At 58.5% G+C, this 25,745-nt stretch carries 25 protein-coding genes; 13 read left to right on the top strand and 12 right to left on the bottom strand.

The annotated features are described in order from the left end of the window. Positions 1–2: 2 nt before the first annotated feature. Positions 3–3,110 carry a multidrug efflux RND transporter permease subunit EefB gene (gene eefB, locus AC22LX_RS16870; protein ID WP_047066676.1) on the bottom strand — a complete coding sequence of 1,036 codons (3,108 nt, stop codon included), beginning with the start codon at positions 3,108–3,110 and terminating at the stop codon, positions 3–5. Further along, a complete protein-coding gene (eefA, locus tag AC22LX_RS16865) occupies positions 3,110–4,234 on the bottom strand; it encodes a multidrug efflux RND transporter periplasmic adaptor subunit EefA (protein WP_045390528.1) in 1,125 nt (374 codons plus the stop codon). Before eefA ends, eefB begins: the two co-directional genes overlap by 1 nt. Before the next feature lie 288 nt (positions 4,235–4,522). Here eefA and AC22LX_RS16860 point away from each other — a divergent pair, with 288 nt between their 5' ends. After that, positions 4,523–4,939 (top strand): GNAT family N-acetyltransferase, encoded by a 417-nt coding sequence (locus AC22LX_RS16860; RefSeq protein WP_487334107.1) that lies wholly within the window; start codon positions 4,523–4,525, stop codon positions 4,937–4,939. Between the two features lie 166 nt (positions 4,940–5,105). On the opposite strand, the gene AC22LX_RS16855 is transcribed toward AC22LX_RS16860, so the two are convergent. Beyond that, entirely contained in the window at positions 5,106–5,753 is a 648-nt protein-coding gene (locus AC22LX_RS16855) for a TetR/AcrR family transcriptional regulator (RefSeq protein WP_032709455.1), read from the bottom strand. 80 nt (positions 5,754–5,833) lie between these two features. Here AC22LX_RS16855 and AC22LX_RS16850 point away from each other — a divergent pair, with 80 nt between their 5' ends. After that, complete coding sequence (locus tag AC22LX_RS16850; protein WP_047078228.1) at positions 5,834–7,327, top strand: MDR family MFS transporter; 1,494 nt, start codon at positions 5,834–5,836, stop codon at positions 7,325–7,327. On the opposite strand, the gene AC22LX_RS16845 is transcribed toward AC22LX_RS16850, so the two are convergent. Beyond that, on the bottom strand, positions 7,324–8,295 hold the full coding sequence (locus AC22LX_RS16845; RefSeq protein WP_161801962.1) for a LysR substrate-binding domain-containing protein: 972 nt from the start codon (positions 8,293–8,295) through the stop codon (positions 7,324–7,326). The two genes, AC22LX_RS16850 and AC22LX_RS16845, sit on opposite strands and share 4 nt — an antisense overlap. A 39-nt stretch (positions 8,296–8,334) precedes the next feature. Between AC22LX_RS16845 and AC22LX_RS16840 the strand changes: the two genes are divergently transcribed. Both AC22LX_RS16840 and AC22LX_RS16835 read left to right on the top strand, forming a co-directional pair. Then, positions 8,335–8,964 (top strand): pyridoxamine 5'-phosphate oxidase family protein, encoded by a 630-nt coding sequence (locus AC22LX_RS16840; RefSeq protein WP_045390516.1) that lies wholly within the window; start codon positions 8,335–8,337, stop codon positions 8,962–8,964. Next, positions 8,964–9,434: a nuclear transport factor 2 family protein gene (locus AC22LX_RS16835; protein ID WP_045411404.1), complete on the top strand. Its 471-nt coding sequence runs from the start codon at positions 8,964–8,966 to the stop codon at positions 9,432–9,434. The genes AC22LX_RS16840 and AC22LX_RS16835 overlap by 1 nt, the downstream gene beginning before the upstream one ends. Before the next feature lie 19 nt (positions 9,435–9,453). Here the strand turns inward: AC22LX_RS16835 and AC22LX_RS16830 are convergent, their stop codons facing one another. Further along, positions 9,454–9,990, bottom strand: a complete 537-nt coding sequence (locus tag AC22LX_RS16830; RefSeq protein ID WP_045362948.1) for a carboxymuconolactone decarboxylase family protein — start codon at positions 9,988–9,990, stop codon at positions 9,454–9,456. A gap of 116 nt (positions 9,991–10,106) precedes the next feature. On the opposite strand from AC22LX_RS16830, the gene AC22LX_RS16825 reads away from it, so the two are divergent. The 4 genes from AC22LX_RS16825 (at position 10,107) to AC22LX_RS16810 (ending at position 12,967) form a co-directional block, all read left to right on the top strand. Then, positions 10,107–11,012: an AraC family transcriptional regulator gene (locus AC22LX_RS16825; protein WP_045390511.1), complete on the top strand. Its 906-nt coding sequence runs from the start codon at positions 10,107–10,109 to the stop codon at positions 11,010–11,012. Positions 11,013–11,075: 63 nt separating this feature from the next. Further along, positions 11,076–11,978, top strand: a complete 903-nt coding sequence (locus AC22LX_RS16820; protein WP_045375196.1) for an EamA family transporter — start codon at positions 11,076–11,078, stop codon at positions 11,976–11,978. Between the two features lie 101 nt (positions 11,979–12,079). Continuing rightward, complete coding sequence (locus AC22LX_RS16815) at positions 12,080–12,370, top strand: YicS family protein (protein WP_045390509.1); 291 nt, start codon at positions 12,080–12,082, stop codon at positions 12,368–12,370. A gap of 27 nt (positions 12,371–12,397) precedes the next feature. After that, complete coding sequence (locus AC22LX_RS16810) at positions 12,398–12,967, top strand: hypothetical protein (RefSeq protein WP_213292920.1); 570 nt, start codon at positions 12,398–12,400, stop codon at positions 12,965–12,967. Positions 12,968–12,994: 27 nt separating this feature from the next. On the opposite strand, the gene AC22LX_RS16805 is transcribed toward AC22LX_RS16810, so the two are convergent. Next, positions 12,995–13,930, bottom strand: a complete 936-nt coding sequence (locus AC22LX_RS16805) for a LacI family DNA-binding transcriptional regulator (RefSeq protein ID WP_032709465.1) — start codon at positions 13,928–13,930, stop codon at positions 12,995–12,997. A gap of 293 nt (positions 13,931–14,223) precedes the next feature. Here AC22LX_RS16805 and AC22LX_RS16800 point away from each other — a divergent pair, with 293 nt between their 5' ends. From AC22LX_RS16800 to AC22LX_RS16790, 3 genes are all read left to right on the top strand, one after another. Further along, the gene (locus AC22LX_RS16800) at positions 14,224–14,538 is read left to right on the top strand and encodes a PTS sugar transporter subunit IIB (protein WP_213292919.1); all 315 of its coding nucleotides are present in this window, start codon (positions 14,224–14,226) and stop codon (positions 14,536–14,538) included. Between the two features lie 11 nt (positions 14,539–14,549). After that, a complete protein-coding gene (locus AC22LX_RS16795) occupies positions 14,550–15,875 on the top strand; it encodes a PTS sugar transporter subunit IIC (protein WP_045390501.1) in 1,326 nt (441 codons plus the stop codon). Positions 15,876–16,153: 278 nt separating this feature from the next. Beyond that, positions 16,154–17,533, top strand: coding sequence for a carbohydrate porin (locus AC22LX_RS16790; protein ID WP_165430615.1), 1,380 nt, complete (start codon positions 16,154–16,156; stop codon positions 17,531–17,533). 226 nt (positions 17,534–17,759) lie between these two features. Here AC22LX_RS16790 and phnV read toward each other — a convergent pair whose 3' ends face one another. The 5 genes from phnV to phnR all read right to left on the bottom strand — a co-directional run bounded on the left by phnV (position 17,760) and on the right by phnR (position 22,449). Continuing rightward, positions 17,760–18,557 carry a 2-aminoethylphosphonate ABC transport system, membrane component PhnV gene (phnV, locus tag AC22LX_RS16785; RefSeq protein WP_063447564.1) on the bottom strand — a complete coding sequence of 266 codons (798 nt, stop codon included), beginning with the start codon at positions 18,555–18,557 and terminating at the stop codon, positions 17,760–17,762. Between the two features lie 2 nt (positions 18,558–18,559). Beyond that, positions 18,560–19,420 (bottom strand): 2-aminoethylphosphonate ABC transporter permease subunit, encoded by an 861-nt coding sequence (phnU, locus tag AC22LX_RS16780; RefSeq protein WP_002923191.1) that lies wholly within the window; start codon positions 19,418–19,420, stop codon positions 18,560–18,562. Further along, complete coding sequence (gene phnT, locus AC22LX_RS16775; protein ID WP_063447565.1) at positions 19,420–20,532, bottom strand: 2-aminoethylphosphonate ABC transport system ATP-binding subunit PhnT; 1,113 nt, start codon at positions 20,530–20,532, stop codon at positions 19,420–19,422. Before phnT ends, phnU begins: the two co-directional genes overlap by 1 nt. Before the next feature lie 5 nt (positions 20,533–20,537). Next, positions 20,538–21,551 (bottom strand): 2-aminoethylphosphonate ABC transporter substrate-binding protein, encoded by a 1,014-nt coding sequence (gene phnS / locus AC22LX_RS16770; RefSeq protein ID WP_063447566.1) that lies wholly within the window; start codon positions 21,549–21,551, stop codon positions 20,538–20,540. A 178-nt stretch (positions 21,552–21,729) separates the two neighbouring features. Further along, positions 21,730–22,449, bottom strand: a complete 720-nt coding sequence (gene phnR / locus AC22LX_RS16765; RefSeq protein ID WP_045397821.1) for a phosphonate utilization transcriptional regulator PhnR — start codon at positions 22,447–22,449, stop codon at positions 21,730–21,732. Between the two features lie 141 nt (positions 22,450–22,590). Between phnR and phnW the strand changes: the two genes are divergently transcribed. Both phnW and phnX read left to right on the top strand, forming a co-directional pair. Next, positions 22,591–23,694, top strand: coding sequence for a 2-aminoethylphosphonate--pyruvate transaminase (phnW, locus tag AC22LX_RS16760; protein ID WP_063447567.1), 1,104 nt, complete (start codon positions 22,591–22,593; stop codon positions 23,692–23,694). A 9-nt stretch (positions 23,695–23,703) separates the two neighbouring features. Next, the gene (gene phnX / locus AC22LX_RS16755; RefSeq protein ID WP_063447568.1) at positions 23,704–24,513 is read left to right on the top strand and encodes a phosphonoacetaldehyde hydrolase; all 810 of its coding nucleotides are present in this window, start codon (positions 23,704–23,706) and stop codon (positions 24,511–24,513) included. A 5-nt stretch (positions 24,514–24,518) separates the two neighbouring features. Here the strand turns inward: phnX and nepI are convergent, their stop codons facing one another. After that, complete coding sequence (gene nepI, locus AC22LX_RS16750; RefSeq protein WP_015369069.1) at positions 24,519–25,703, bottom strand: purine ribonucleoside efflux pump NepI; 1,185 nt, start codon at positions 25,701–25,703, stop codon at positions 24,519–24,521. Between the last annotated feature and the right edge of the window lie 42 nt (positions 25,704–25,745).

Here is a 25,745-nt window from a genome sequence, read left to right as displayed (position 1 = left end):
ACTTACTCCTGAGAAGGACGTGGGCGGGTAAAGAGACGCTTCACCAACACAAAGAACAGCGGGACGAAGAACACCGCTAGCAGCGTCGCCGTCAGGGTGCCGCCGATAATCCCGGTACCAATCGCCACGCGGCTGTTGGCCCCGGCGCCGGTAGCAATGGCCAGCGGCAGTACCCCGGCGATAAATGCCAGCGAGGTCATGACAATCGGGCGCAGACGGGTCTGCGCGGCGCGGATCGCCGCCCGCGAGAGCGAATAGCCCTCATCCACCGCGGATTCAGCGAACTCAACGATAAGAATGGCGTTCTTCGACGACAGGCCAATGGTCGTCAACAGCGCCACCTGGAAATAGACGTCATTACTTAAGCCGCGCAGCGTGGCCGCCAGCGCCGCGCCAAGCAGGCCTAACGGGATGACCATGATCACCGAGAACGGCACTGACCAGCTTTCATACAGCGCCGCCAGGCACAGGAACACCACCAGAATCGAAATGGCGTACAGGCTCATCGCCTGGCCGCTGGCCAGTTTTTCCTGCAGCGAAATACCGCTCCATGCCCAGGTGGAACCCGCCGGCAGGCTATCGGCCAGTTTTTCCATTTTGTCCATTGCCGCCCCTGAGCTGAAGCCCGCGGCGTTTTCCCCCTGGATCTCAAAGGCGGCCGAGCCGTTGTAGCGTACCAGGCTTTCCGGGCCGTATTCCCAATGGGTGGTGGCGAACGCGGTGAACGGCGTCATGCTGTTATCGCTGCCGCGGACAAACCATTTACCAAGATCGGACGGCACGGCGCGCGCGTCGCTCTCGCCCTGGATATAGACCTTTTTCACCCGGCCGCGATCGATAAAGTCGTTGACGTACGTGCCGCCCCAGGCGCTGGAGAGCGTATCGGTCACGTCGCTGAGCGACAGCCCCAGCGAGACGGCTTTGTTGTTATCGATATCCACCTGCAGCTGTGGCATTTGTGGCAGATCGTTGGCGCGAACCGACTGCAGTTCGCCGCTCTGATTGGCTGCGGCCAGCAGTTGGCTGCGCAGCTTCATCAGGCTATCGCGATCGGTACCCCCGCTGGCCATCAGCTCGAAAGTGAAGCCATTACTTTGCCCAAGGCCGTCCACCGATGGCGGCGTCATAGCGAACAGGGTGGCGTCGCGGATCGCGCCCAGCTCTTTGTTGGCGCGCAGCGCAATGGCCTGCGCGGTATTTTCGTCGCCTTTGCGCTGCGACCAGTTTTTCAATGAGACGAAGGCCATACCGGCATTCTGACCGCTGCCGCTGAAACTGAAGCCGTCGACGGTGAAGATAACCTCGGTATTGGCTTTCTCTTTGGTGAGGAACCAGTTGGTCACCTGACGGCGCACCTCGGCGGTACGCACCGCGGTCGCCCCGGCAGGCAAGGTGTACTGGACCATGATTTCGCCCTGATCCTCCACCGGCAGGAAGCTGCCCGGCAGTTTCCACATCGCCAACGCCATCGCCCCGCAAATCAAGGCGTAAGCGCCCATCATCACCGCGCCGCGGCGTAGGCCGCCGAGTACGCGACGCTGGTAGCCCTCTTCCGTACGCCCCCACAGGCGATTAAAGGCGCCGAAGAATCCTTTGTCATGAGGTTTGGAGTGGCTTAGCAGCGCGCCGCACAGCGCCGGAGTGAGGGTTAGCGCTACCACCACCGACAGCATCATCGCCGAGATAATCGTCACCGAGAACTGGCGATAGATTACCCCGGTCGAACCGCCGAAAAAGGCCATTGGCAGGAATACCGCCGACAGCACCAGGGCGATCGCCACCAGCGCGCCGGAGATTTCGCCCATCGATTTTTCGGTGGCTTCGCGAGCGGGCAGCCCTTCGTCGCGCATAATACGTTCGACGTTTTCCACCACCACAATGGCATCATCCACCAGCAGGCCGATCGCCAGCACCATGGCGAACAGCGTCAGGGTATTAATGGAGTAGCCGAACAGCGCCAGCACCCCAAAGGTGCCAAGTAACACGACCGGTACCGCTACCGCCGGAATGAGCGTCGCGCGGAAATTCTGCAGGAACAGATACATTACGCAGACCACGAGAATAATCGCTTCAAACAGGGTCTGAATGACGTCCTCGACCGAGATTTTGATGAACTCGGTGCTGTCTTTCGGGTAGGCGATATCGTAGCCCTGCGGCATTTGACGCTGGAATTCAGCGATTTTGCTTTTCACCAGCGTTGCGGTATCCAGCGCGTTGGCGCCGGGTGCCATCATCACCGCAATCCCGGCTGCGGGGTGGCCGTTCAGATTAGCGGTAGCGGTGTAATCCTCGCTGCCCATCTCCACCCGCGCGACATCGCTCAGGCGCACCACCGAACCGTCGGACTGGCTCTTTACAATGATCGCTTTGAACTGGTCAGGAGTTTGCAGCCGCGACTGCGCGCGCACGGTGGCGGTCAATTGCTGGGCATTGGACGACGGTAGCGCGCCGATTTTACCCGCGGAAACCTGCACGTTCTGCGCCTCAATAGCCGACTGTACGTCGGAAGGCATCAACGAGTAAGAGGCGAGTTTGGTCGGGTCCATCCAGACGCGCATCGCGTATTCGGCGCCGAATACCTGCAGGCTGCCGACGCCCTCCACGCGCGCCAGCGGGTCCTGCATATTGCTGACCAGCCAATCGGAGATATCAGAACTGGTGGCGCGGTTGGTTTTGTCATACACCGCGAGGATTAACAGGAAACTGCTTTGCGATTTTTCTACCGTTACGCCAGATTGCTGTACTTCACTCGGCAGACGCGATTCCGCCTGCTGCACTTTGTTTTGTACCTGTACCTGCGCAGTATCCGGATCCGTTCCCTGCTCAAAGGTGACGGTAATACTTACCGTACCATCCGAACTGCTGGTGGAGGTGAAATAAAGTAAGTTATCCAGTCCGGTGAGCTGCTGCTCGATAACCTGGGTGACGCTGTTTTCCAGGGTTTCTGCGGAAGCTCCGGTATAGGTAGCGGATATTTTGACCGCCGGCGGGGCGACGTCCGGATATTGTCCCACCGGCAGCGTGCGGATCGCCAGCGCCCCGGCAAGCATGATAAGGATAGCGATCACCCAGGCAAAGACCGGGCGACGTACGAAGAAACGGGAGAACATCAGGCATTGCCTCCGTTATTTTTGACGGCAACGGCCTTCACCGCTTGTCCGGGGGACACTTTACCGGTGCCTTCGACAATCAGCTTGTCGCCCGCTTTCAGACCGCTCAGCACCAGCCATTTATCGCCGTAGGTATCGCCGGTTTGCACGGTACGCTGCTCAACGTTGTTGTCGGCATTGACAACCAGCGCCGTGGCGTCGCCTTTGGCATCGCGGGTGATACCCTGCTGCGGCGCGAGGATCGCGTCGTTCATGATGCCTTCATCGATACGCGCGCGGACAAACATTCCCGGCAGCAGGACGTGCTGCGGGTTGGGGAAGATGGCGCGCAGGGTCACCGAGCCAGTGGATTCATCGACGGCGACTTCGGTGAGCGCCAGGCGCCCTTTTTCGGGATAGGTACTGCCATCTTCAAGGGTTAACGTCACGCTGAGGGTATCGCTATTGCTGGCCAGGCTCTGCCTGCGTAAGCGCAGGAGATCGACACTGGATCGCGTCAGATCGACATACATGGTGTCGAGGCCGCGGATCGTCGCCAGCGCGGTATCCTGGTCGGCAGAGACCAGCGCTCCCGGCGTAACCGAGGAGATGCCGATGCGCCCGGCAATCGGCGCGGTGACGGTGGTCCAGTTCAGGTTGATGCGCGCGCTCTCGAGCGCCGCTTTTTTCGACTCCACGCTGGCCTTGTCCTGGGCGCAGGCGGAGGCAGCGTCATCGGCATCCTGGCGAGAGACGCCGTTATCTCTGACCAACGACGCGTAGCGTTGGGCTTTCTGGCAATCAGAGACCACCAGCGCCTGGGCCTGCTTCAACGCGGCCGCCGCTTCGTTCCAGGCGGCGCGATAACTGGAGGGATCGATCTGGTAAAGGGCCTGCCCGGCCTTCACCATATCGCCTTCGGTAAACAGGCGCTTCTGAATGATGCCGCCGACCTGCGGGCGCACTTCGGCGCTGAGCGAGGCGGTAGTGCGGCCAGTCAGTTGGCTGACCACCGGCACCGGCTGGGCTTGCAGCGTAACAATTCCCACCTCCGGCGTGGGTTGTTGCGGCGCAGTTGTCTGCGCATTATCGCATCCGCTCAGGAGAAATAATGCTGTCGCGATGGGGGCTATGATGTGTTTCATTTTATTTTCTCAAGATGTAAGACGTCCCCCCGTGAATTAAATCGCGAGGAAAAGAGGGGCGCTGCGGCATTTTCGTCTCAATGGAAATATCGCAATGAAGCTTAGATGTTCCTTAACACTATTATTATTGTGGGGATTCTCAGCCCGCCCTTTCGAAAGTCATGGAAAGGTTATTTCGCTTACTTTGAAGGACAAAATTAAGACAAAAAATAATGGAGAAAATAAGAATATTTTGTGAAAGTCAGTAGAGGAAAATATAACGATAGCCTGTGCAACTGGAGAAACTTAATGGCTCTAATAATTACAAAAAGCATTAATCCCGACGATCAACAAGAATTGTTTGCCGGCCTACGGCAGTATAATCAGCAGTATCTCGACGCAGATCAGTTTAGCGATCTGGGCATTTACTCCCGCGATGAGCAAGCGGTGATGCGCGGCGGGCTTATCGCCAAACGCAAAGGCAACTGGCTGTGTATCGAATACCTGTGGGTGAGCGAAGCGACGCGCGGCAATGGTCTGGGCCGCGAGCTTATGCAGGAAGCGGAACGACAGGCGCAGGCGTTGGGCTGCAGTCATTTGCTGGTCGATACCTTTAGCTTCCAGGCGCTGCCGTTTTATCAGAAATTAGGCTATCAGTTGCAGATGTCGCTGCCCGATTTCCCGCACGCGGGTATGCAGCGGCACTACTTGTCGAAAGCGCTGTAACGATAACCGCGGATAAGGCGCGACTTTTGCGCCGGATGGCGGCTACGCCTTATCCGGCCTACAGTTCTTAGGTAGCCCGGACAAGGCGCAACGCGCCGCCTCCGGGAAAATCCCTGCGCCAGGAGAGTCATAACGCAGAAGCAGTGTCGGCATCTGAATTAACACCTTAACCGCCGACCCCGTGGCCCATTAACGCCAGCGCGTGGCTCACAATGGTCTGCCGGGTTACCGCCTGTAAACGCGGATCGCTATGGATGCGCGAGAACGGCACCAGCACCAGGCTAATCACCGTGGTAAACAGCAGCTCCGGCGCCAGCGCCGGGTTAATTTTCCCCTCCTGCTGCCAGCGGCGAACCGTCTCCAGCATCACCTGAAAACGCTCCTCGCCGAAGCGCGCATCCATGTGCTGGCGCAGCATCGGCATCTCGCCGATGATCTCCTGCATCCACAGCGGCGCGAACCAGGCATTTTGCTCCGCCATGTCCGCCAGCGTCTCAACCATCATCGTCAACGCCGTCACCGGATCCTGCGGATGGTCGACAAATATGCGGCTGATATCGTTGCGCAGCGGCATAAAGCGCTCTTCCAGCAAATTCTCAATCAGCGCTTCACGCGACGTAAAATAGTAATTCAGCATCGCCGGCGTCACCCCGGCCTCTTTGGCAATGGCATTTAGCGACACACGGGCCGCGCCGTGACGAGCAAACAGCGCCAGGGCGATATCGATCAACTGCTCGCGGTTAGCGGTTCCCGGCTTTTTACCGCGTGGCCGACCGGGGCGGCGCGGCGCTTCATTAGCTTTTTGTGCTGGCATATGTTGGCGATCTCTTGACCCGATTCATCATTTCCCTAAATATTAATTATGCATTTAATTAATTTCAAGCGAGTGATGCAATGACATCTGAAGTCGCAAGCCAACCGGCGCCGTCAATCCGCCTGCTGTTCAGCGCCCTGCTGCTGGTGATGCTGCTGTCGGCGCTGGACCAGACCATCGTCTCCACCGCCTTGCCTACTATCGTTGGCGAGCTCGGCGGGCTGGATAAACTCTCGTGGGTGGTCACCGCCTATATCCTCAGCTCGACCATCGTAGTGCCGCTGTACGGTAAATTCGGCGATCTGTTCGGGCGTAAAATCGTGCTGCAGGTGGCGATCGTGTTGTTTCTTGCCGGTTCCGCGCTTTGCGGGCTGGCGCAGAACATGACGCAATTGGTACTGATGCGCGCGCTACAGGGGCTCGGCGGCGGCGGCCTGATGGTGATCAGCATGGCGGCGGTCGCCGACGTTATCCCTCCTGCCAACCGCGGACGCTATCAGGGGCTGTTCGGCGGCGTCTTCGGCCTGGCGACGGTTATCGGCCCGCTGATCGGCGGTTTCCTGGTACAGCACGCCTCGTGGCGCTGGATTTTCTATATCAACCTGCCGCTGGGTCTGTTCGCGCTGCTGGTTATCGGCGCGGTATTCCACAGCAGCAACAAACGCAGCCAGCATCAGATTGACTGGCTGGGGGCGATTTACCTCAGCATGGCGCTGTTGTGCATCATCCTGTTTACCTCGGAAGGCGGCAGCGTCCATGCGTGGAATGACCCGCAGCTGTGGTGCATTCTGGCCTTCGGCATCGTGGGGATCATCGGCTTTATCTATGAAGAACGGATCGCCGCCGAGCCGATTATTCCGCTGTCGCTATTCCGCAACCGCAGCTTCCTGCTGTGTAGTCTGATTGGCTTTGTTATCGGCATGTCGCTGTTCGGTTCGGTCACTTTCCTGCCGCTCTATCTGCAGGTGGTGAAAGAGGCGACGCCAACCGAGGCCGGGTTACAGTTAATCCCGCTGATGGGCGGCCTGTTGCTGACCTCGATCATCAGCGGCCGGGTGATTAGCCACACCGGGAAATACCGGATTTTCCCGATTATCGGTACCCTGCTCGGCGTGACCGGCATGGTGCTGCTGACCCGCATCACCATACATTCGCCAATGTGGCAGCTCTATCTGTTTACCGGCGTGCTCGGCGCGGGCCTGGGGCTGGTGATGCAGGTACTGGTGCTGGCGGTACAGAACGCAATGCCGGCGCAGATGTACGGCGTCGCCACCTCCGGTGTGACCCTGTTCCGCTCAATTGGCGGCTCCATCGGCGTGGCATTGTTCGGCGCGGTCTTTACCCATGTGCTGCAAAATAACCTGCAGAAACTGTTGCCGGAGGGCGCGGCGCTGCCGCCAGCCATGAACCCGGTGGCGGTACAGCATCTGCCAACGGCGATCCGCCTCGATTATCTCGACGCCTTCGGCGCGGCGATCCATGCGGCGTTCCTGATGGCGGCCTGCATTATGGCCGTCGCGTTTGTTCTTTCCTGGCTATTGAAGGAGGCGCCGCTGAAAACCGCGGCGCATTAAGCGGCCCCGGCAATACGCAGCAAGGACTGGCGCAGCGCCGGCGCGGCAAAATCGATAAATTTCCGCAGCTTAAGCGGCGCCAGCTCCCGCGCGGTATATAACAAATGAACCGGCGCGGGCTCCGGCTCGACGCTTTCCAGCAGCAGACGCAGTTCCCCGCAGCGCAGGCCATCCAGCGCCTGATAGTGCAGCAAGCGGGCCACCCCAACGCCCAGCCGGGCGGCATCGGCGGCGCTCTCCGGCGTGGTGACGGCTAACACCGGCGGCAGATGAATGAGCTGGTCCTCGCGCTCAACGGCGCGAAAGCGCCAGCCGCGATAGGGCATCGGCGATTCAATACGGATGATCGGCATCGCCGCCAGATCGCGCGGACGCTGCGGTTCGCCGTATTTCGCCAACAGCGCGGGATGGGCGCAGGCGACAATGCGCATCGCACCCAGCCGGGTCGCCACCATGCTGCTATCAGCCAGTTCGCCAATCCGTACCGCCAGATCGATATGGTCACCGACCAGATCGGCATTACTGTCGCTGAGTAACAAACGTACGCGAATCTGCGGATAACGGGCGATAAATTCACTAATAACTGGCAGAACGTGCTGTCGACCAAACATGGTCGGCGCGGAGATCACCAGCTCGCCCTTCGGCTCCTGGTATTCACCCGTTGCCCGGCGTTCGGCGTTTTCCACCTCTTCGAGGATCCGCCGCGCGGCGGCGACATAATCGACGCCGGCATCGGTGAGGGTGAGTTTACGGGTAGTGCGCGTCAATAAACGGACTCCCAGCGCGCTCTCCAGCTCGCCGATATTACGGCTCACGGTCGTCAACGGCGTATTCAGCGCCCGCGCCGCCGCCGACATACTGCCCAGTTCAGTGACTTTCACCAGCAGCGCCATAGCGCTTAATCGGTCCATTATTCTCCCGTTATCCGGAAAGATGATTACCAGATAAGCAGTATTATCATTTTTCACAGCACAGTCCATGATAGCCCCCTACCTTCAGGAGGCGTTATGGCAGCAACCTTTCTCGATATCGCGATCACCCCGGATGTCATGGATGTGCAACATGAAATGGGCAGCGACCAGCTGTGGCAAACGCCGCACAGCCGCCGTCAGGCGGATCGCTTCGGCGCCAGCGAAGAGGGGATGATCGCCACCCGCGACAGTTTTTATCTGGCGACGGTGTCGCAAAGCGGCTGGCCCTACATTCAGCATCGCGGCGGCCCGCCGGGTTTTCTGCGCCTGCTGGATGACACCACGCTGGCCATGGCCGATTTCGGCGGTAATCGCCAGTACATCACCACCGGCAACCTGCGCGGCAGCGACCGGGCCTGCCTGTTTTTGATGGATTACCCGCGCCGTGCCAGGCTGAAAATCTACGCCACCGTCGAGGTGCTGGCGGCGGAAGAGCAGCCTGAGCTGCTGGCGTTAGTGACGCCGGCAAACTACCGCGCCCGCATCGAACGCCTGTTTCGTTTTCATCTGCAGGCTTTTGACTGGAACTGCCCGCAGCACATTACGCCGCGCTACAGCGCACAGCAGGTCGCGGAATACAGCCAGAGCCTGCAAGAGCGTATTCATGAACTGGAGCAGGAGAATCAGCGCCTGCAGCAACAATTATCCCCAAAAGGAGAGTCCTGATGAGCGAACAACGTCCCCCGTTACCGCCGTTTACCCGCGACAGCGCCGCGCAGAAGGTGCGCGCCGCCGAAGATGGCTGGAACAGCCGCGATGCGCAAAAAGTCGCGCTGGCATACACCGTGGATAGCGAATGGCGCAACCGCAGCGAATTTGTCCACGGACGGGGGCAAATCGTGGAGTTTCTGCAGCGAAAATGGCGTAAAGAGCTGCAATACCGGCTGATTAAGGAGCTATGGGCATGGCAGGATAATCGCATCGCCGTACGCTTCGCCTATGAGTGGTGCGACGACAGCGGCAACTGGTTTCGTTCGTACGGCAATGAAAACTGGCAGTTTGATGAGCACGGCCTAATGTCCACGCGCTACGCCTGCATCAACGATTTGCCGATCGCGGAAAGCGAGCGCCTGTTCCACTGGCCTCAGGGTCGCCGCCCTGACGATCATCCGGGGCTAAGCGAACTGGGACTGTAAACAGGCGCGCGACGACGGGTTAATCGGCTTTCGGGAAGTCCACTACCGTGTCGTTAACCCGGTTCACCATGTTGGTGAACAGGATGGCGCTGACGGCGCTGATGATCTCAATCACCTGCTGGTCGCTAAAACCGGCGTGACGCAGCGCGGCGACATCCGCTTCCGGCAGCGTACCGGTGGTGGTCACCAGGGTTTGGGCGAATTTCACCAGCGCGTCCAGGTGCGCATCTTCCGTATACTCGCCGCGGCGCAGGGCGTGGATTTGCTCGCCGCTGAAGCCCGCTTTTTTGGCCATCAGGGTATGGGCGGCCAGGCAGTAATCACAGCCGGTCGCTTCGCTGACCGATAAATTAATCGCTTCCAGCTCCTGCGCGCTGAGGCTGCTTTTATGCAGCATCGCGTTGTGCGCCAGCGCCTGCTGCAGCGCCGCCGGCGAGTGGCCGCCGATGGTCAGATAGGCATTCGGCACTTTACCCATCGCTTTTTTAATTCCGGCGAAAATATCGGCGGCTTTCCCGGTAGCATCTTGTTCACGGATATCGGCTAAACGGCTCATGGTGTACTCCTGTTATTTGAGGGTATGTTGTGGCAATGGAGACATCTTAGTGGTCGGCGACGTGCTAGACTGGCGTTCTTCGTCTCATTTTTTTGTCTTATCGTCTCAGGAGTCGCATGGATAGTTTGAGCCATCTGTTGACGCTGCTGGCCCCGCGTTGCGAAGTGAATCTGCATTGCCGTTTCGGCGGCCGCTGGCAGGCCGGACACGATCAAATGCGAGCGGGCGTGGTGCCGTGGCACTTTGTGTTGCGCGGCGAAGGGCGGTTAACCGTCGGTCATCAAACCCGCCACATGCGCGCCGGCGACGTGATCCTGCTGCCGCACGGTTCGCCGCATCTGATGGAGAGCCTGGTGGAGTGGGGCCAGGTACTGCCCGTCGCCCATCGCTTTAACGGCACGCTAACGGAAGTGCGTACCGCCGTGGAAAGCGACGCGCTGGAGATGCTGTGCGGCGAGTTTTACTTCGGCCCGCACGTCGACTGGCTGTTCGCCGAAGAGTCGGCGCTTATCCATTTACATACCGATGAGCGCGAAGATTGCCCGGAGCTGGATATATTGCTTAACGTACTGGTACGCGAAAGCCTGGCGGAACATCCCGGCGGCAGCGCTATCGTGCGCAGCCTTGGCGATACGCTGCTGGTGCTGCTGTTACGTACCCTGCTCGGCGCGCAGGAGCCGCCGGGCGGCCTGTTGCGCCTGATGAGCGATACGCGGCTGATGCCGGCCGTTCTCGCGGTGCTGGCCGCGCCGGAACAGCCGTGGACTATCGAGAGCATGGCGGCGCGGGCGTTTTTATCGCGCGCCACCTTCGCCCGCCATTTTGCCCGCGTCTATCATCTGACGCCGCAGGCGTGGCTGTCGCAGCTACGGATGGCGATGGCCGCTCGCCTGCTGCATCTCGATCGCCAGGCGCGGCTGGAAGTGATTGCCGAACGCTGCGGTTTTCAATCACAGGCTTCATTTGCGAAAACCTTTAAAAAACACTACGGCATGACGCCGGGCGAGTGGCGTCGGCAGTAAAGCGCGCGCCGCGTCATCGCCGTGCTATGATTCCTGCTTTGCGCTATTTCACGCGAGGGAAAAATGGGTTCCAGCAAAAGAGGGATGTTGAACGTATTGATCGCCGCCGTCCTGTGGGGCAGTTCCGGGGTCTGCGCGCAGTACATTATGCAGCAAAGTCAGATGTCATCGCCCTATCTGACCATGATCCGCCTGCTGTTCGCCGGGCTGATTTTGCTGATGCTCGCTTTCGTTCACGGCGACAAGATTTTCCGCGTCATGCAAAACCGCAAAGATGCCCTTAGCCTGCTGTTTTTCTCGCTGGTCGGCGCGTTAACCGTGCAGTACACCTTCCTGATGACTATCGAGAAGTCGAACGCCGCCACCGCCACGGTGCTGCAGTTTTTGTCGCCGACGATTATCGTCGCCTGGTTCGCGCTGGCGCGTAAGGCGCGGCCCAGTCCCTTTGTGCTGCTGGCGATTGGCACCTCGCTTGCCGGCACCTTCCTGCTGGTCACCCACGGCAACCCGACCTCGCTCTCCATCTCGCCGGCGGCGCTGTTCTGGGGGATCGCTTCTGCCTTCGCGGCGGCGTTTTATACCACCTATCCCTCAACGCTTATCGCCCGCTACGGCACACTGCCGATCGTCGGCTGGAGCATGCTGATTGGCGGGGCGATGCTGTTGCCGTTTTATGGCAGCCAGAGCGCGAATTTTGTGGTGAACGGCCGTCTGCTGCTGGCGTTTTTCTATCTCGTGGTGATCGGCACCTCGCTGACCTTCAGCCTATATCTCAACGGCGCCCAGCAGATTGGCGGCGCGAAAGCGGGGATCCTCAGCTGCGCCGAGCCGCTGAGCAGCGCCCTGCTCTCTCTATTGCTGTTGGGCATTACCTTTACTCTGCCGGACTGGCTGGGGACGCTGTTGATTCTCTCTTCGGTCATTCTTATCGCGGTGGATTCCCGGCGGCGGGTACGCGCGGCGTAATAGCAATTGTCTGATTTTAAACAACAAAAAATGCCTAACATTTGCGCAATTCACCTGCTGCGCATATAGTTGACTGAAGCGAAAAGTGAAGGAGAAGCGCCATGAAAGCGTGTTGGATGTTGTGTCTGGTTACTGCCCTTAGCGCCAGCGCGGCGTGGGCCGAATCGCCGCTGCAAAGCCTGCAGTTTGAGCAGCAAAAACAGCAGGTGTTGAAAGCGGTGAAGGAAAAATGCGCCCCGGCGAGCACCCTCAGCGATAACGATTTCGCCAATAAAATCCTCGCCTCGAAAGACAACCAGAGTTACGTTCGCGAAGCGACGCTGGCGAAAGAGCGCAATAATCAAAAAGGCTATCTGGCCGCCATTGATAAAATTCGCTGCCCGGGTAAATAACCCGCAGTGATGCAGGCGGATATTCATATGTTTAAAGTACTACCCCTCCGCCTGCAGCACTGTCACGACGTGGCGCTCAGCATGAGCAAAGCCAGCACTATGCAGTTGCAACAGTTGAAGGCACAGCTTGCCGCAGAAATGGGGGCGCCTGTAGGAATCCATACCATGGGGATCCCGGCAGCATTTAGCACGCTCGGAATAACTATCAGTCTTGCTATTCCGCAGTTGTGGTTAGGCTACTGCATCCTGAGCGTACTCCATCAGCCTGCCGAAAGCGTGTTTGCGTGGGTAGTGCTGATTTCGTTGCTGATCGCTGGTATCAACGGCATCACGATGTTTATGATCGGCAAAGGCAGCATGCGCGCCGTGCGAGTGCATATTATGTTAGCGGTGATGAGTCTGGTATTAACGGTGGTCTACCTGCTTTACGCACTGAGTGACGCCTCTTACCCGGGAGTTAATCTAACAGCGGCACTGGTGGGCGCCATTATGTTGCTGCTCAGCGGCGTCTGTATCCATTCCACCGCCTTTTATAAGATGCTGTTGTTCACGCTGCATAACCGCGCGTGGCGCCAGTTAATCAAACTCACGCGCTAAATGCGCGACCCGTAACCTGGCCCGATATTAGGGAATAATTAAGTCGCCGCGCAGCAGGCTGCCGCCGGGCTGCGGGCTTTTGCCGATCAGCCAGTTGACGATCCGCGAAGCCATCGCATCCATCGAATACTCAATCGCCGGGATGGTTGGAATACCCGGCATCTGCAGCGAACCCGCGAGACTGAAGACCATCACCTTTTCCGGCACCGCGCGGTTAAACGCCTGCAGCTGCGGCACTACCCGCTGCGCCTGCAGTTCATCGCTCACCAACAGCGCATTAAAGTTCAGGGTAGTGGCGTTATTCATCAGCTCCTGCACCGCCACCGACGACGAGGCGCAGTCCAGGAAGACCAGGTTGCGATTAAACGGCAGGAAGTTCTTCTCCAGCGCATGCTTATAGCCCAGCAGCACCTGGTCGGCAAAGCCGCTCCCCTGCGGATGGATCAGCGCAATCTGCCGCCGCCCCTGATTAATCAGATAATGACAGGCGGTTTCCGCGGCGAAGGCGTGATCGAACTGAATACTGTTCTCGCCATCGCTTTCCAGACAATCAATCAGCACCACATCGGGGCGCTCGATCTGCAGCGGAAAGCGCGCGCCGATGATCAGCACGTCATCGCACAGGCCACAGGTAAGTTCATCCAGCGCACTTAATACGTCGCCGCGGTTATTGGCGAAGCGCAGCAGTAGATGTTTCTGATGCTGGCTGAGCTGTTTTTCCAGGGCGTAGAGATAGCTGGTGGTCTGATTGATGTTGTCCTGCGCGCAAATCACGCCGATACAGCCCGTCGACTGGCTCAGTAAGGATTGGGCAATCATATTAGGCCGGTAGTTAAGCGTTTCCGCCGCCTGGAGCACCGCCTGGCGGCTGGCCTCTTTTACCCCGCGCGAACCGCTCAGCACGCGCGAAACCGTGGCTTTCGATACCCCGGCTAACCGTGATACGTCATTGATTGTCGACATCTTTTTTCCCCTGGCAGGCGCGGTTAGGCCCCTGTAACGCTGTGTCCTGAATCGCTTCAATTATAACCAGCGGCAGTATAGCCGTTTCCTTTTTTATTTGGAAACCGATTTTCCATTTTGGCAAAAAACCACGCCAAATAGACATTATTTTGTGAGCAAAATCTAATTAGTAAGGCCACTAACGATGAGTTATTGACCGCGCTCACAGTTCTGTTTTTTATAAATGGAAACCGGTTTCCGTCTGATATCAAATCATCCTCGCAATAACTTTTTACATATGAGGAAAGCCGTCGATGTACAAGATTATGCTGTGCTGCTCCGCCGGAATGTCCACCAGCCTGCTGGTGAGGAAAATGGTGGATGCCGCAAAGGAACGCGACCTGCCGGTGCAGATTGACGCCTATGGCGTTGCCGAATTTGATATGCAGTTTCCGCAATACCAGGTGGTGCTGCTTGGCCCGCAGGTCAAATACATGCTGAAAATGCTTAGCGAGAAAGCCGCTCCCCTGAATATTCCCGTCCAGCCTATCGATACGATGGATTACGGAATGCAGCGGGGAGATAACGTTCTGAATCATGCCCTGTCGCTGATCGCCGCGGCGCACTAAGAGGTGTTCAAATGAGTTCTCTGTATCAGTCGATGATTGCCGTGATCGAGCAGTCTATTACTCCGCTGGCAGGACGCCTTGGGCAACAGAAATATGTTATCGCCATCCGCGATGGCTTTACCGCCGCATTGCCGTTCATGATCATCGGCTCTTTCATGCTGGTATTTATCTTTCCGCCTTTCTCGCCGGAGACCACGAACGGCTTTGCCCGCGGCTGGCTGGATTTTTCCCAGCAGTACCGTGAACAGCTGATGTTGCCGTTTAATCTCAGCATGGGCGTCATGACCTTCTTTATCTCGGTCGGCATCGGCGCCAGCCTCGGACGCCAGTTCCAGCTCGATCCGGTCATGTCAGGCCTGCTGGCGTTTATGGCCTTCCTGCTGGTCGCCGCGCCCTATGCCGATGGCAAAATTTCTACTCAGTATTTATCCGGCCAGGGCATTTTCACCGCGCTGATCACCGCCATCTACTCCACCCGCGTTTACGCCTGGCTTAAGCAAAACAACGTGACCATTCGCCTGCCGAAAGAGGTGCCGACCGGCGTCGCCCGTTCATTTGAGATCCTCATTCCGGTACTGGTGGTCATCGGTACTCTGCATCCGCTCAACCTGTTCATTGAAGCGCAAACCGGCATGATCCTGCCGCAGGCGATTATGCATCTGCTGGAACCGCTGGTCTCCGCCTCCGATTCGCTGCCGGCGATTCTGCTGTCGGTGCTGATGTGCCAGATTTTCTGGTTCGCCGGTATTCACGGCTCGCTTATCGTCACCGGCATTATGAACCCGTTCTGGATGGCCAATCTGTCGGCAAACCAGGCGGCGCTGGCGGCCGGCGCGGCGCTGCCGCACGTTTACCTGCAGGGCTTCTGGGATCACTATTTGCTGATTGGCGGCGTCGGTTCGACCCTGCCGCTGGCCTTCCTGCTGCTGCGTAGCCGGGTCACGCATCTGCGGACTATCGGCAAAATGGGCATCGTGCCGAGCTTCTTTAATATCAACGAACCGATTCTGTTCGGCGCGCCGATCATCATGAACCCAATGATGTTTATCCCCTTCGTCTGCGTGCCGATGGTTAACGCGGTGCTGGCTTACGGCGCAACCCGTCTTGGCTGGCTGAGCCAGGTGGTGTCGCTGACGCCGTGGACGACGCCCGCGCCGATTGGCGCCTCGTGGGCGGCCAACTGGACCTTAAGCCCGGTGGTGATGTGCGTTATCTGCATGGTGATGTCGGCGGTGATTTATCTGCCATTCCTGCGTGCCTATGAGCGTTCATTAATAAAGAATGAAGTGGAAAAGGCGAAAAGCGTTGCAGCTGTCGCCGGAGCCGTTAGCCAGTAATTATTGTCTTACCTGAAAATATGAATTTATGCGGAAAAGGGACTTTCACCCACTGACCTGATAATAAACTCAATAACCTCAGGAAATATTATGATCTATTTTCTAATAAATTAATCCATCTGTATTAGTCGTTAAATTTCGCCACTGAGAATAAGATATTTATTCTCCGGCGTAGCTGTACCCTGAAAAAAACAAATCAGCTTATTTTGGTTATTTTTATTTTAACCAGAATGGGGCGGTTATTGTCTGCATATATTAATTATTAAAGTGAGATAACCATGAATACAGTTAAAAAGCTGCCATTAGCCATGGCGGTTATCGCCGCGCTGTGCCCAATTTCCGTACTGGCGCAGGAGTTTACCCAGGAGCAGATCGACGCCATCGTCGCGAAAGCCGTCGATAAAGCGCTGGCCGACCGCCAGGCCAAAATCGACGCCGCGGCCAATAAAAAAGTCGACGTGATGACCAACCCGCAAACCACCGCGGCTTCGCCGGATCTGGCGATCCCTTTCGGCCTGAAATTTAGCGGTTACGCCCGCTATGGCGCCCACTTCCAGACCGGCGACCAGAAATATGTCGGCGTCGACGGCTCCTATAACGGCGCCTCGGCGATCGGCCGTCTCGGCAACGAAAGCAACGGCGGCGAATTCCAGATCAGCAAAGCGTTCAAAAGCGCGCAGGGGGCTATCTGGGATCTCAACGTCATGTTTGACCACTGGAGCGACGAGGTTAACCTGAAAAAAGCCTACGTCGGCGTCACCAACGTCCTCGAATCTAACCCCAACGCCTATATCTGGGCCGGCCGCGACTTCCACCAGCGGCCGCAACAGGGGATCAACGACTACTTCTGGATGAACCACGACGGCCAGGGCGCCGGGGTGAAGAATTTCGATATCGGCGGCGTGCAGTTCGACGTGGCGACGGTGTCGCAGGTGAAATCCTGTAGCCCGGAAGTGATGGCCGACGAGACCAACCCGTCGCGCATCACCTGTACCGGCAGCTCTGATACCGGTGACAACGGCCACTACGCGTTGACCACCAAAACCCACAACATCAAGGCCGGGCCGATCGACGTCGAGGTATATGCCAACTACGGATTTGACTCAAAAGCGGTGGACAGCGACGCGCGCCTCGATGCCTGGCAGGGCGGGCTGGTGCTGAGCCATAGCAACGACAGCGGGGTGAACAAAGTTATTCTGCGTTACTCCGACAACTCGGATAACAGCGTCTATAACAAGACCGACGACCTGACCACGGTCTATGCCAGCTTCGAGGGCAGCCATAAATTCACTCAGCAGGCGCAGATCGAGTATCTGTTGGCCTTCCACGATTACGACAACGGCAAGGACAATACCGATAACCGTAAAAACTACGGCGCGATCGTCCGGCCAATGTACTTCTGGAACGACGTTCACTCGACGTGGCTGGAAGCGGGCTACCAGCGCGTTGACTACGACCAGGGCGGGGATAACCACGGCTGGAAGCTGACGCTGTCGCAGAACATCGCCATCGGCATGGGGCCCGAGTTCCGCCCGATGCTGCGCTTCTATGTTACCGGCGGCCAGGTGGATAACGAGCACACCGCGAAGGTCAACGACACCAGCGACGAGCGGCTGGATTCGTTAAACATCGGCGGCATGTTTGAGGCATGGTTCTGAGGCAATAACCTGTGTCCGCATTTATGCCGGATGGCGACATAAATGCCTTATCCGGCCTACGGTCCGTGCGGCCTGCCTTTAATTTATTCACCATGCTGGCTGAAACTGCCGGTGTTGGCGGCCTCAAAATCCCCGGTGGCGCTGCCGCTTACCGGGGCTACAGCGCTGAGGCAATCCGATTCCCGGCTGGCGCTACGCTGAGCCGGGCTACAGCTCCGGGTACAAATTATCTCTGGCTTAATCGGCGGGCGATGCGCTCAAGCTTCATCATCAACAGCAGCGTGACGCCCACCAGCACAATGGTCAGCGCCGAGCCATCGGCGATATTACCGCGATCGGTGAGGCTGAAAATGGCCACCGGCAGCGTCGTCCAGCCCGGCGGATAGATCATCACCGTTGCCCCTAGCTCTCCCATCGACAGCGATAGGCTCAGCGCCAGCGCTGAAATCATCCACGGCGTCATCAGCGGCAGCGTCACATGGCGCAGGCGATACCACGGCGAAGCGCCCAGGCTTGAGGCGACGTTTTCAATATCGGCGGAAATCCGCGCCAGCCCGGTCGTTACGTTGCTGAAGGTAAAGGCGGAAATCAGTACAAAGTGCGCCGCCAGGACGATCCAAAAAGTACCGTTCATCTGCAGCGGTCCCTGACTAAATGCCACCAGAATGCCCAGCCCGACGGAAACCGAGGGGATAGCGCTGGGCAGATAAAACGCCAGGCCAAGATATTTCTGTAGCGTCGCGCCATACTGGCGCAGCGCCAGCGCCGCCCACATCCCACACAGCAGCGCCAACAGGCTGGCGCAGAAGCCCACCATCAGGCTCGAAAACAGCGAATCCCACGCCGCGCCGCGAAAGGCGTTAACAAAGTGGGTAAAGGTAAAACCGGTGGGCAGCAGGCCGTTCCATTGTTTACTCAGGCTGGAGAGTAAAATCACCGCCAGCGGCAGCAGGAAAACGCCGGCAAAAAGCGTCACCGCCAGCGCGCCCGCCGCCGCGCGGCCTTTACGCGACCAAATCAACATCGTTAACTCCTTACGCCAGTGCGCGCCGCCGCCAGCCGATAGAGCATAAACAGCCCCAGCGACAGCAGAATATTAATCAGCGCAATCATGCAAGCCACGCTGTAATCCGACTCCAGAATCGCCTTGCTGTAGACCATCATCGGCAGGGTATTAACCCCTTTGGCGCCAATAAACAGCACGATACCGAACTCGTTAGTGGTCAACAGCAGGCACAGGCTGCCGCCCGCCATCAGCGCCGGTAGCGCCGCCGGGAAGATAACCTGGGTAATCACCCGTAACGGGTGAGCGCCGAGAATACTCGCCGCTTCCAGCTGGCTCTTATCTATCTGCCGCAGTCCGGCCATCAGCGGGCGCATCACCAGCGGCGTAAAGACGGTAATCTCCGCCAGAATCACGCCGTTAATCGAATAGAGAAAGTCTACCGGCGGCAGTTCAAAAGCAAACAATGCCATCAGGGTGCCGTTGAGCAGCCCCGCCGAGCCGTAAATAAAGGTGAACGCAAGAGTGATAAGAAAGGTCGGCAGCGCAATAAAAGTATCAATGACCCGGCTCACCAGTTGGCTGCCGGGGAACGGAATAAATACCAGAATCAGCGCCAGCACGCTGCCGAGCACCAGGCAGCCAAGGGTGGCGAACACAGCAATCTGTAAGGTATTGAGCAGCGCGCCAATAAAGCGTTTTGAGTCAATCACCTGCCAGAAAGTTTCGAGGCTTAGATTGCCGCTGGCGTCGCGTAACGCCTGTTCGGCGATCAGCAGTAGCGGATAGAAAAATAGCGTCGCGAGCACCAGCAGCGGCAATGCCAGCCACAGGTAAGGCCGTAAGTTTCGCGCCGGACGCGCAAGCGTTAGGGTTTGCGCCATCATTGCACCTCGATCAGAACCGCATCGCCAGGTTCGAAGTAGAGCGCCAGCTTGTCCCCCGCGCGCGGCAGCGGGTTTACGTGGGTCATGACGATCCGCACCGCTTCGCCGGCAACATCGCACAGCAGATGCGTCAGATCGCCCTGCCAGTGTACCGAGGTCAGGGTGGCGTTGAGACGATTACTGGTTGCCGATCGCGGCGCCAGGCTCATGTGCTGCGGGCGAATGCATAACAGCTTGTTGTTGCCATGCAGGCCGCCCCGGCTGAAGGCGTTAATCAGGCCGCCGCCGCAGCTCACGCTAACCAGTCCCGGCTCGGTGCTATCCTTCAGCGCCGTCGCCTGCAGAATATTAGCGCGGCCGAGGAATTCGGCGCTAAAGCGGTTCGGCGGATAGTGGTACAGCTCGTGCGTTTCACCGTGGGCAATCAGCGAACCGTCTTTCATGATGCCGATTTTGTCCGCCAGGGTCAGCGCTTCGGTCTGATCGTGGGTGACGTAGAGAATGGTCAGTTCCGGCAGTTCGCGATGCAGACGGGCAATCTCTTCCACCATGTTATGACGAATTTGCGCATCCAGCGCCGACAGCGGTTCATCAAGCAACAGTACCCGAGGACGCACGGCAATCGCGCGGGCTATCGCGACGCGCTGCTGCTGGCCGCCGGAAAGCTGATGCGGGTAGCGGGTGGCGTAATCCGCCATACCGACGATTTTTAAGGCTTCAGCCACCCGCTCGGCGATAAGCCCCCTGGGCTGCTTTTGCGCCCGCAGGCCGAAGGCGACGTTATCTTCTACCTTCATATGCGGAAACAGCGCGTAGTTCTGCACCACCATCGCCAGCCCGCGTTGATACGGCGGCAGCTGGGTGACGTCAGTATCGCCGATCACAATCCGACCGCCAGCCGGTTGCACAAAACCGGCGATCGCCCGCAGCACCGTGGTTTTCCCGGAACCGGAAGGGCCTATCAGCGCCAGTACCTCACCGGGTTCAATGGTCAATGACAGCGGTTTTAAGACCACGTTGCCGTGGTATGAAACGCGCAGCGAGTCCAGGGTGATCCCGGAAGTCCCCGCCAGCGACGGGGAGGAAGTGACGGTGGTTTTCATCAACATCAGGCTTACTCGCTATCGGTCACTTGGTGCCAGCGGGCAATGTCAGCCGACAGCGATACCGCGACATCATCCCAGTTCGGCTCCCAGCTCTTCACGCCGTCGAGCGCCGCTTTCGCCGCCTTAAAATTAGCGTCATCCGGCGCCACGTCGCTGCGTACCGGTAGGCCCCAGGAGCGCGCGCTGACGCTGGATTGCGCCGGTTTATCCAGCAGGAAATTGATCAGCTTCTTGCCGTTTTCGCTGTTCGGCCCGTTCTGCACCAGCCCGATAGTGTAGGGCAGCGCCAGCGCGCTGCGCTCGCCTTTGTCATCCGCCGGCCAGAAAATTTTAACGTTCGGGTTACGCGCCATCTGCGACAGGTTCATCTGCAGATCGCCATTGGCGACGTACAGCTCGCCTTTGTTGACCAGCGCCGTCAGCTTGCCGGTCGAGGCCGACGGGCCGACATTATTGGCCTGTAGCTTACCCAGATACGCAAAACCGGCGTCTTTATCGCCGAGGCTGTGGAACGCCTGCAGCATCACCGCGGTACCGTCGCCCGCCTGCCCCGGCGTGGAGTACTGCAACTTGTTCTTGTAGCGGCTATCCAGCAGATCCTGCCAGCTGGCCGGCGCGCTTTTCAGCAACTGGCTGTTATAGATAAAGGTCAGATAGTTGTTCACCAGCGGCGCGTAGCGGTCGTTAGCGCCGGGGATCTGCGCGCTACCTTGCGGGGTAAAGGTTGCCAGCAATTGCTCTTTCGCGGCGCGCTGGATAAACGGCGGCACCGTAACCAACACGTCAGCCTGCGGATTGGTACGCTCCTTCGCCAGACGTTCCACAATCGCGCCGGAGCCGCCTTCCACATACTGCACTTTGATGCCCGTCGCTTTGGTGAAGGCGGCGAACTGGCTCTGATACCAGCTGTTATCGCCGTCATGCAGGCCGTCGGCGGAGTAAACCGTGACGACGCCGTCCGCCCAAACCGGAGAGCTGGTCAGCGCGAACAGGGACAGCAGAGCAAGTCGGGAGAGTTTCATCGTTTAAGCCTCATCGGATAGTCAGTTATTCTGGTGTAGACCAGATTTGCCTTCACGCTACCGGGGGTTTATGACAAAACGATGAAAGAAGTGTGTCGAAAGAGTTAAAACGAGGGGAAGTGCGTAGCCCCGGCACGCGCTAGCGCCCCGGGGAGATCAAAAAATTTAACCAATAAAATCAATGGGTATCGACTTCGATCCGCAGGCTGTCATGCCGCCAGTATTCAATATCGTAATCGAGAATACGCCCGTGCTGATCGTAATTCAGCCGGCGCAACAGCAGCGCCGGGCGCCCTTCCATCACCCCCAACGCCTCTGCGGCCTGCGGCGGCATTGAGGTGGGATAAAACGACAGATGCATACTGGTATAGATCAGGTCGTACTGTGTTTGATAAATCTCGGTCAGACTGCCGTTGAGATCGTGGCGCAGCAGCTCAGGCACCCGCGCGGGCAGACAGTGGTTTTCGCAGTAGCACACCGGCCGGCCGTCGGCATAGCGCAGCCGGGTCAGCAAATAGACCTGATCGAAGGGCTGCAGCGCCAGCGGCGCCATCACATCCAGCGGCACGGCAGCCAGGCGGCCATCAAGCAGCACCGTTTTCGGCTCGCGCCCCTGCTCGAGACACAGCTTGTGGAAGTTGGTGTTCTGCGTCGGATCCAGCCATAGACGCTCCGGCGTCACAAACCAGCCGCGGCGGTCGGCGCGGTAAATCACGCCGCTGGCCTCCAGCTGCGCCAGGCTCTCACGCACCGTAATCCGGGTCGTGTTGAACAGCGCGCACAGCTCGCGCTCGGAAGGCAGCTTGTCACCGCTTTTCAACGCGCCGTTTTGAATACGCGCCTGCAGCTGCGCCTTAATCATCAGGTATTGCGGCATCTCGCCAGAGGGTGATTTCATGTTTACTCACTGCCACTTTTCGTGCGCTCATTATACATAGCCAGATGAATTTTTTGTTGCAACGCCACATTTCCTTTGACCCTGCCCCGGCTTTGTCTCCATGATAAATGCAAATCTGGTATAGACCAAAAGGTGAGACAAATGACTTCACGGAACTACCTGCTGCTGACCCCCGGCCCGCTAACCACCTCCCGTACGGTGAAAGAGGCGATGTTGTTCGATAGCTGTACCTGGGATGATGATTACAATCTCGGCGTGGTACAGACCATTCGCCAGCAGCTGGTACAGTTGGCTACCCCGGCCGACGGTTATACAGCGGTGCTGCTGCAGGGTAGCGGCAGCTACGCGGTCGAAGCGGTACTCGGCAGCGTCATCGGCGAACAAGGCAAAGTGCTGATCGTCAGCAATGGCGCCTATGGCGCGCGTATGATTGAGATGGCGCAAATGATGGGCATCGCCTGCCACCCTTACGACTGCGGCGAAGTCTCCCGTCCGGACGCGGCGGCGATCGAACAGATCCTGCAGAACGACCCGGCGATCACCCATATCGCGATGGTACATAGCGAAACCACCACCGGCATGCTGAATCCGATCGACGAGGTGGCCGAACTGGCGAAACGGTACGATAAACGCTATATCGTCGATGCGATGAGCAGCTTTGGCGGCATTCCGTTGGATATCGCCGCGCTGAATATTGATTACCTGATAAGCTCCGCCAACAAATGTATTCAGGGCGTACCGGGCTTTGCCTTCGTGATTGCCCGCGAAGCGGAGCTGGCCGCCTGCAAAGGCCGTTCGCGCTCGCTATCTCTGGATCTGTATGCCCAGTGGCGCTGCATGGAAGATAACCACGGTAAGTGGCGCTTCACCTCGCCGACCCATACCGTGCTGGCCTTCGCCCAGGCGCTGAAAGAGCTGGCGCAGGAAGGCGGCGTCAGCGCCCGCCATCGGCGTTACCGCAACAACCAGCGCCGGCTGGTCGCCGGAATGCGCGCGCTCGGCTTCCGGCCGCTGCTCGACGATAGCCTGCACTCGCCGATTATTACCGCCTTTTATTCACCGGATGCGCCGCAGTACCGCTTTCACACCTTCTACCAGAAGCTGAAAGATCAGGGCTTCGTTATCTATCCGGGCAAAGTATCGCAAAGCGACTGCTTCCGCATCGGCAACATTGGCGAAGTCTACGACGCCGATATCACCGCCCTGCTGGCGGCTATCGACAACGCCATGTACTGGAAACAATAAGGAACCGCCATGAACCGTATTAGCGCACTGATCCTTGACTGGGCAGGCACCACCGTAGACTTCGGCTCTTTCGCCCCGACGCAAATTTTCGTCGAGGCCTTCCGCCAGGCCTTCGATATTGAGATCACCCTTGAAGAGGCCCGCGTGCCAATGGGGCTTGGCAAGTGGCAGCACATTGAGGCGCTGGGCAAACTCCCTGCTGTCGATAGCCGCTGGCAGGCCAAATTTGGCCGCGCGATGACTGCCGCCGATATCGATGCGATCTATGCCGCGTTTATGCCGCTGCAAATCGCTAAGGTTGTCGATTTTTCCGCACCGATTGCCGGCGTTGTCGACACCCTCGCCGCGCTACGCGCCGGGGGTCTGAAGATTGGCTCCTGCTCGGGTTATCCGCGCCCGGTGATGGAAAAGCTGGTACCGGCCGCCGCCGCCCAGGGCTACGCCCCGGACCACTGGGTCGCCACCGATGATCTTGCCGTCGGCGGTCGTCCGGGGCCGTGGATGGCGCTGCAAAACGTGATTACCCTGGGCATAGACGATGTGGCCCACTGCGTGAAGGTCGACGACGCCGCACCGGGCATCAGCGAAGGGTTACATGCCGGGATGTGGAGCGTCGGCCTGGCGGTGTCCGGTAACGAATTCGGCGCTACCTGGGAGGAGTACCAGACGATGTCGAAAGAGGAAATCGCCACCCGTCGCGAGCGGGCGGCAGGCCAACTGTATGCCGCCGGGGCTCACTATGTGGTTGATACCATAGCGGATCTGCCGGAAGTGATTGCCGACATCAACGCCCGGCTGGCAAAAGGCGAGCGGCCGTAAGCGGGTTAATTCACCTTCACTTTGGTCGTCACCAGCAGGCCGGTAAACAGCATTAATATTCCTGACAACACCAGCGGCGACAGCAGCCCTAAGTGGTCAAGCGCAACGCCGCCGACCGCGGCGCCGCAGGTGTTGGCAAGCTGGATCACCGCCACCTGAATCGACCCGGCTTTTTCCGCCTGATCGGAGAGCGAACGGGTGATCCACGTTGACCACCCCACCGGGATCAGCGCAAACGCGAAGCCCCAGATAATCGCCACCGTCGAGGCGACGATTTTGCTTTCTCCCCACAGTACCAGCGCCGCCGCGCAGGCGGTCAGCACCAGCGGCGAAATCGCCAGCGCCGCTTTGACCGAGCGCTTCAGCACCACCGAGGAGAGCGAGGTGCCGATAAAGCTGGCGATACCAAAGCTCAGCAGCACCAGCGTCAGGCCGTCGACGTCAAAACCGGCGAGTGTCATGTATACCGGTCGAATATAGGTAAAGAAGGCGAACTGTCCGGCAAAGGCCATGAAAATGGCGCACATCCCGGCCATCACCCCCGGACGCTTCAGCAGACCAAACATATTTTGCTGCTGAGCCGCCGATTCACCCGGCAGCGACGGCAGCGCTTTCAGCACCCAGAGCGTACACAGCACGCCCATCACCGCCGCGCCGTTAAAGACGTTGCGCCAGCCGATAAGCCCGCCAAGGAAACTGCCCAACGGGGCGGCGATCACCAGCGCGATTGATACCGCGCCGAAAATAATTGATAGCGCTTTCGGCACCACGCGCATCGGCACCAGACGCATGGTCAGCGATGCCGACATCGCCCAGAAACCGCCGAGCGCCAGGCCCAAACAGGCGCGCCCCAGCAGTAGCAGGGTGAAGCTATCGGCAAACGATACCAGCAGGCAAGAAAGGGTCAGCAGCAGCGAAAACAGGATAACCACGTAGCGGCGATCGGTTTTACCTATCACCGTGGTGATAAACAGGCTGGAAAACATCGCGACGAATGCCGTCGTCGTCACCGACTGCCCGGCCATCCCTTCGGAGATGCCTAAATCCAGCGCCATCGGCGTTAACAGGCTGACCGGCAAAAACTCGACGGTAATCAGGCAGGCGACGCAGAAAGCAACCGCGAAGACCGCCGACCAGTTTGGCCGCGCGAGATCGCGTGCATGGGGTTTGGTTTCATTTGAATGACTCATGAGTGACCTGCGAAGAAAGTGGCGGAAAGCTGCGCAGTGTAA

The sequence above is a fragment of the Klebsiella sp. PK01 genome, assembly GCF_057624675.1.
Note: the sequence above shows the minus strand (reverse complement) of the source record. Positions and strands in the feature narration are given on the sequence as shown.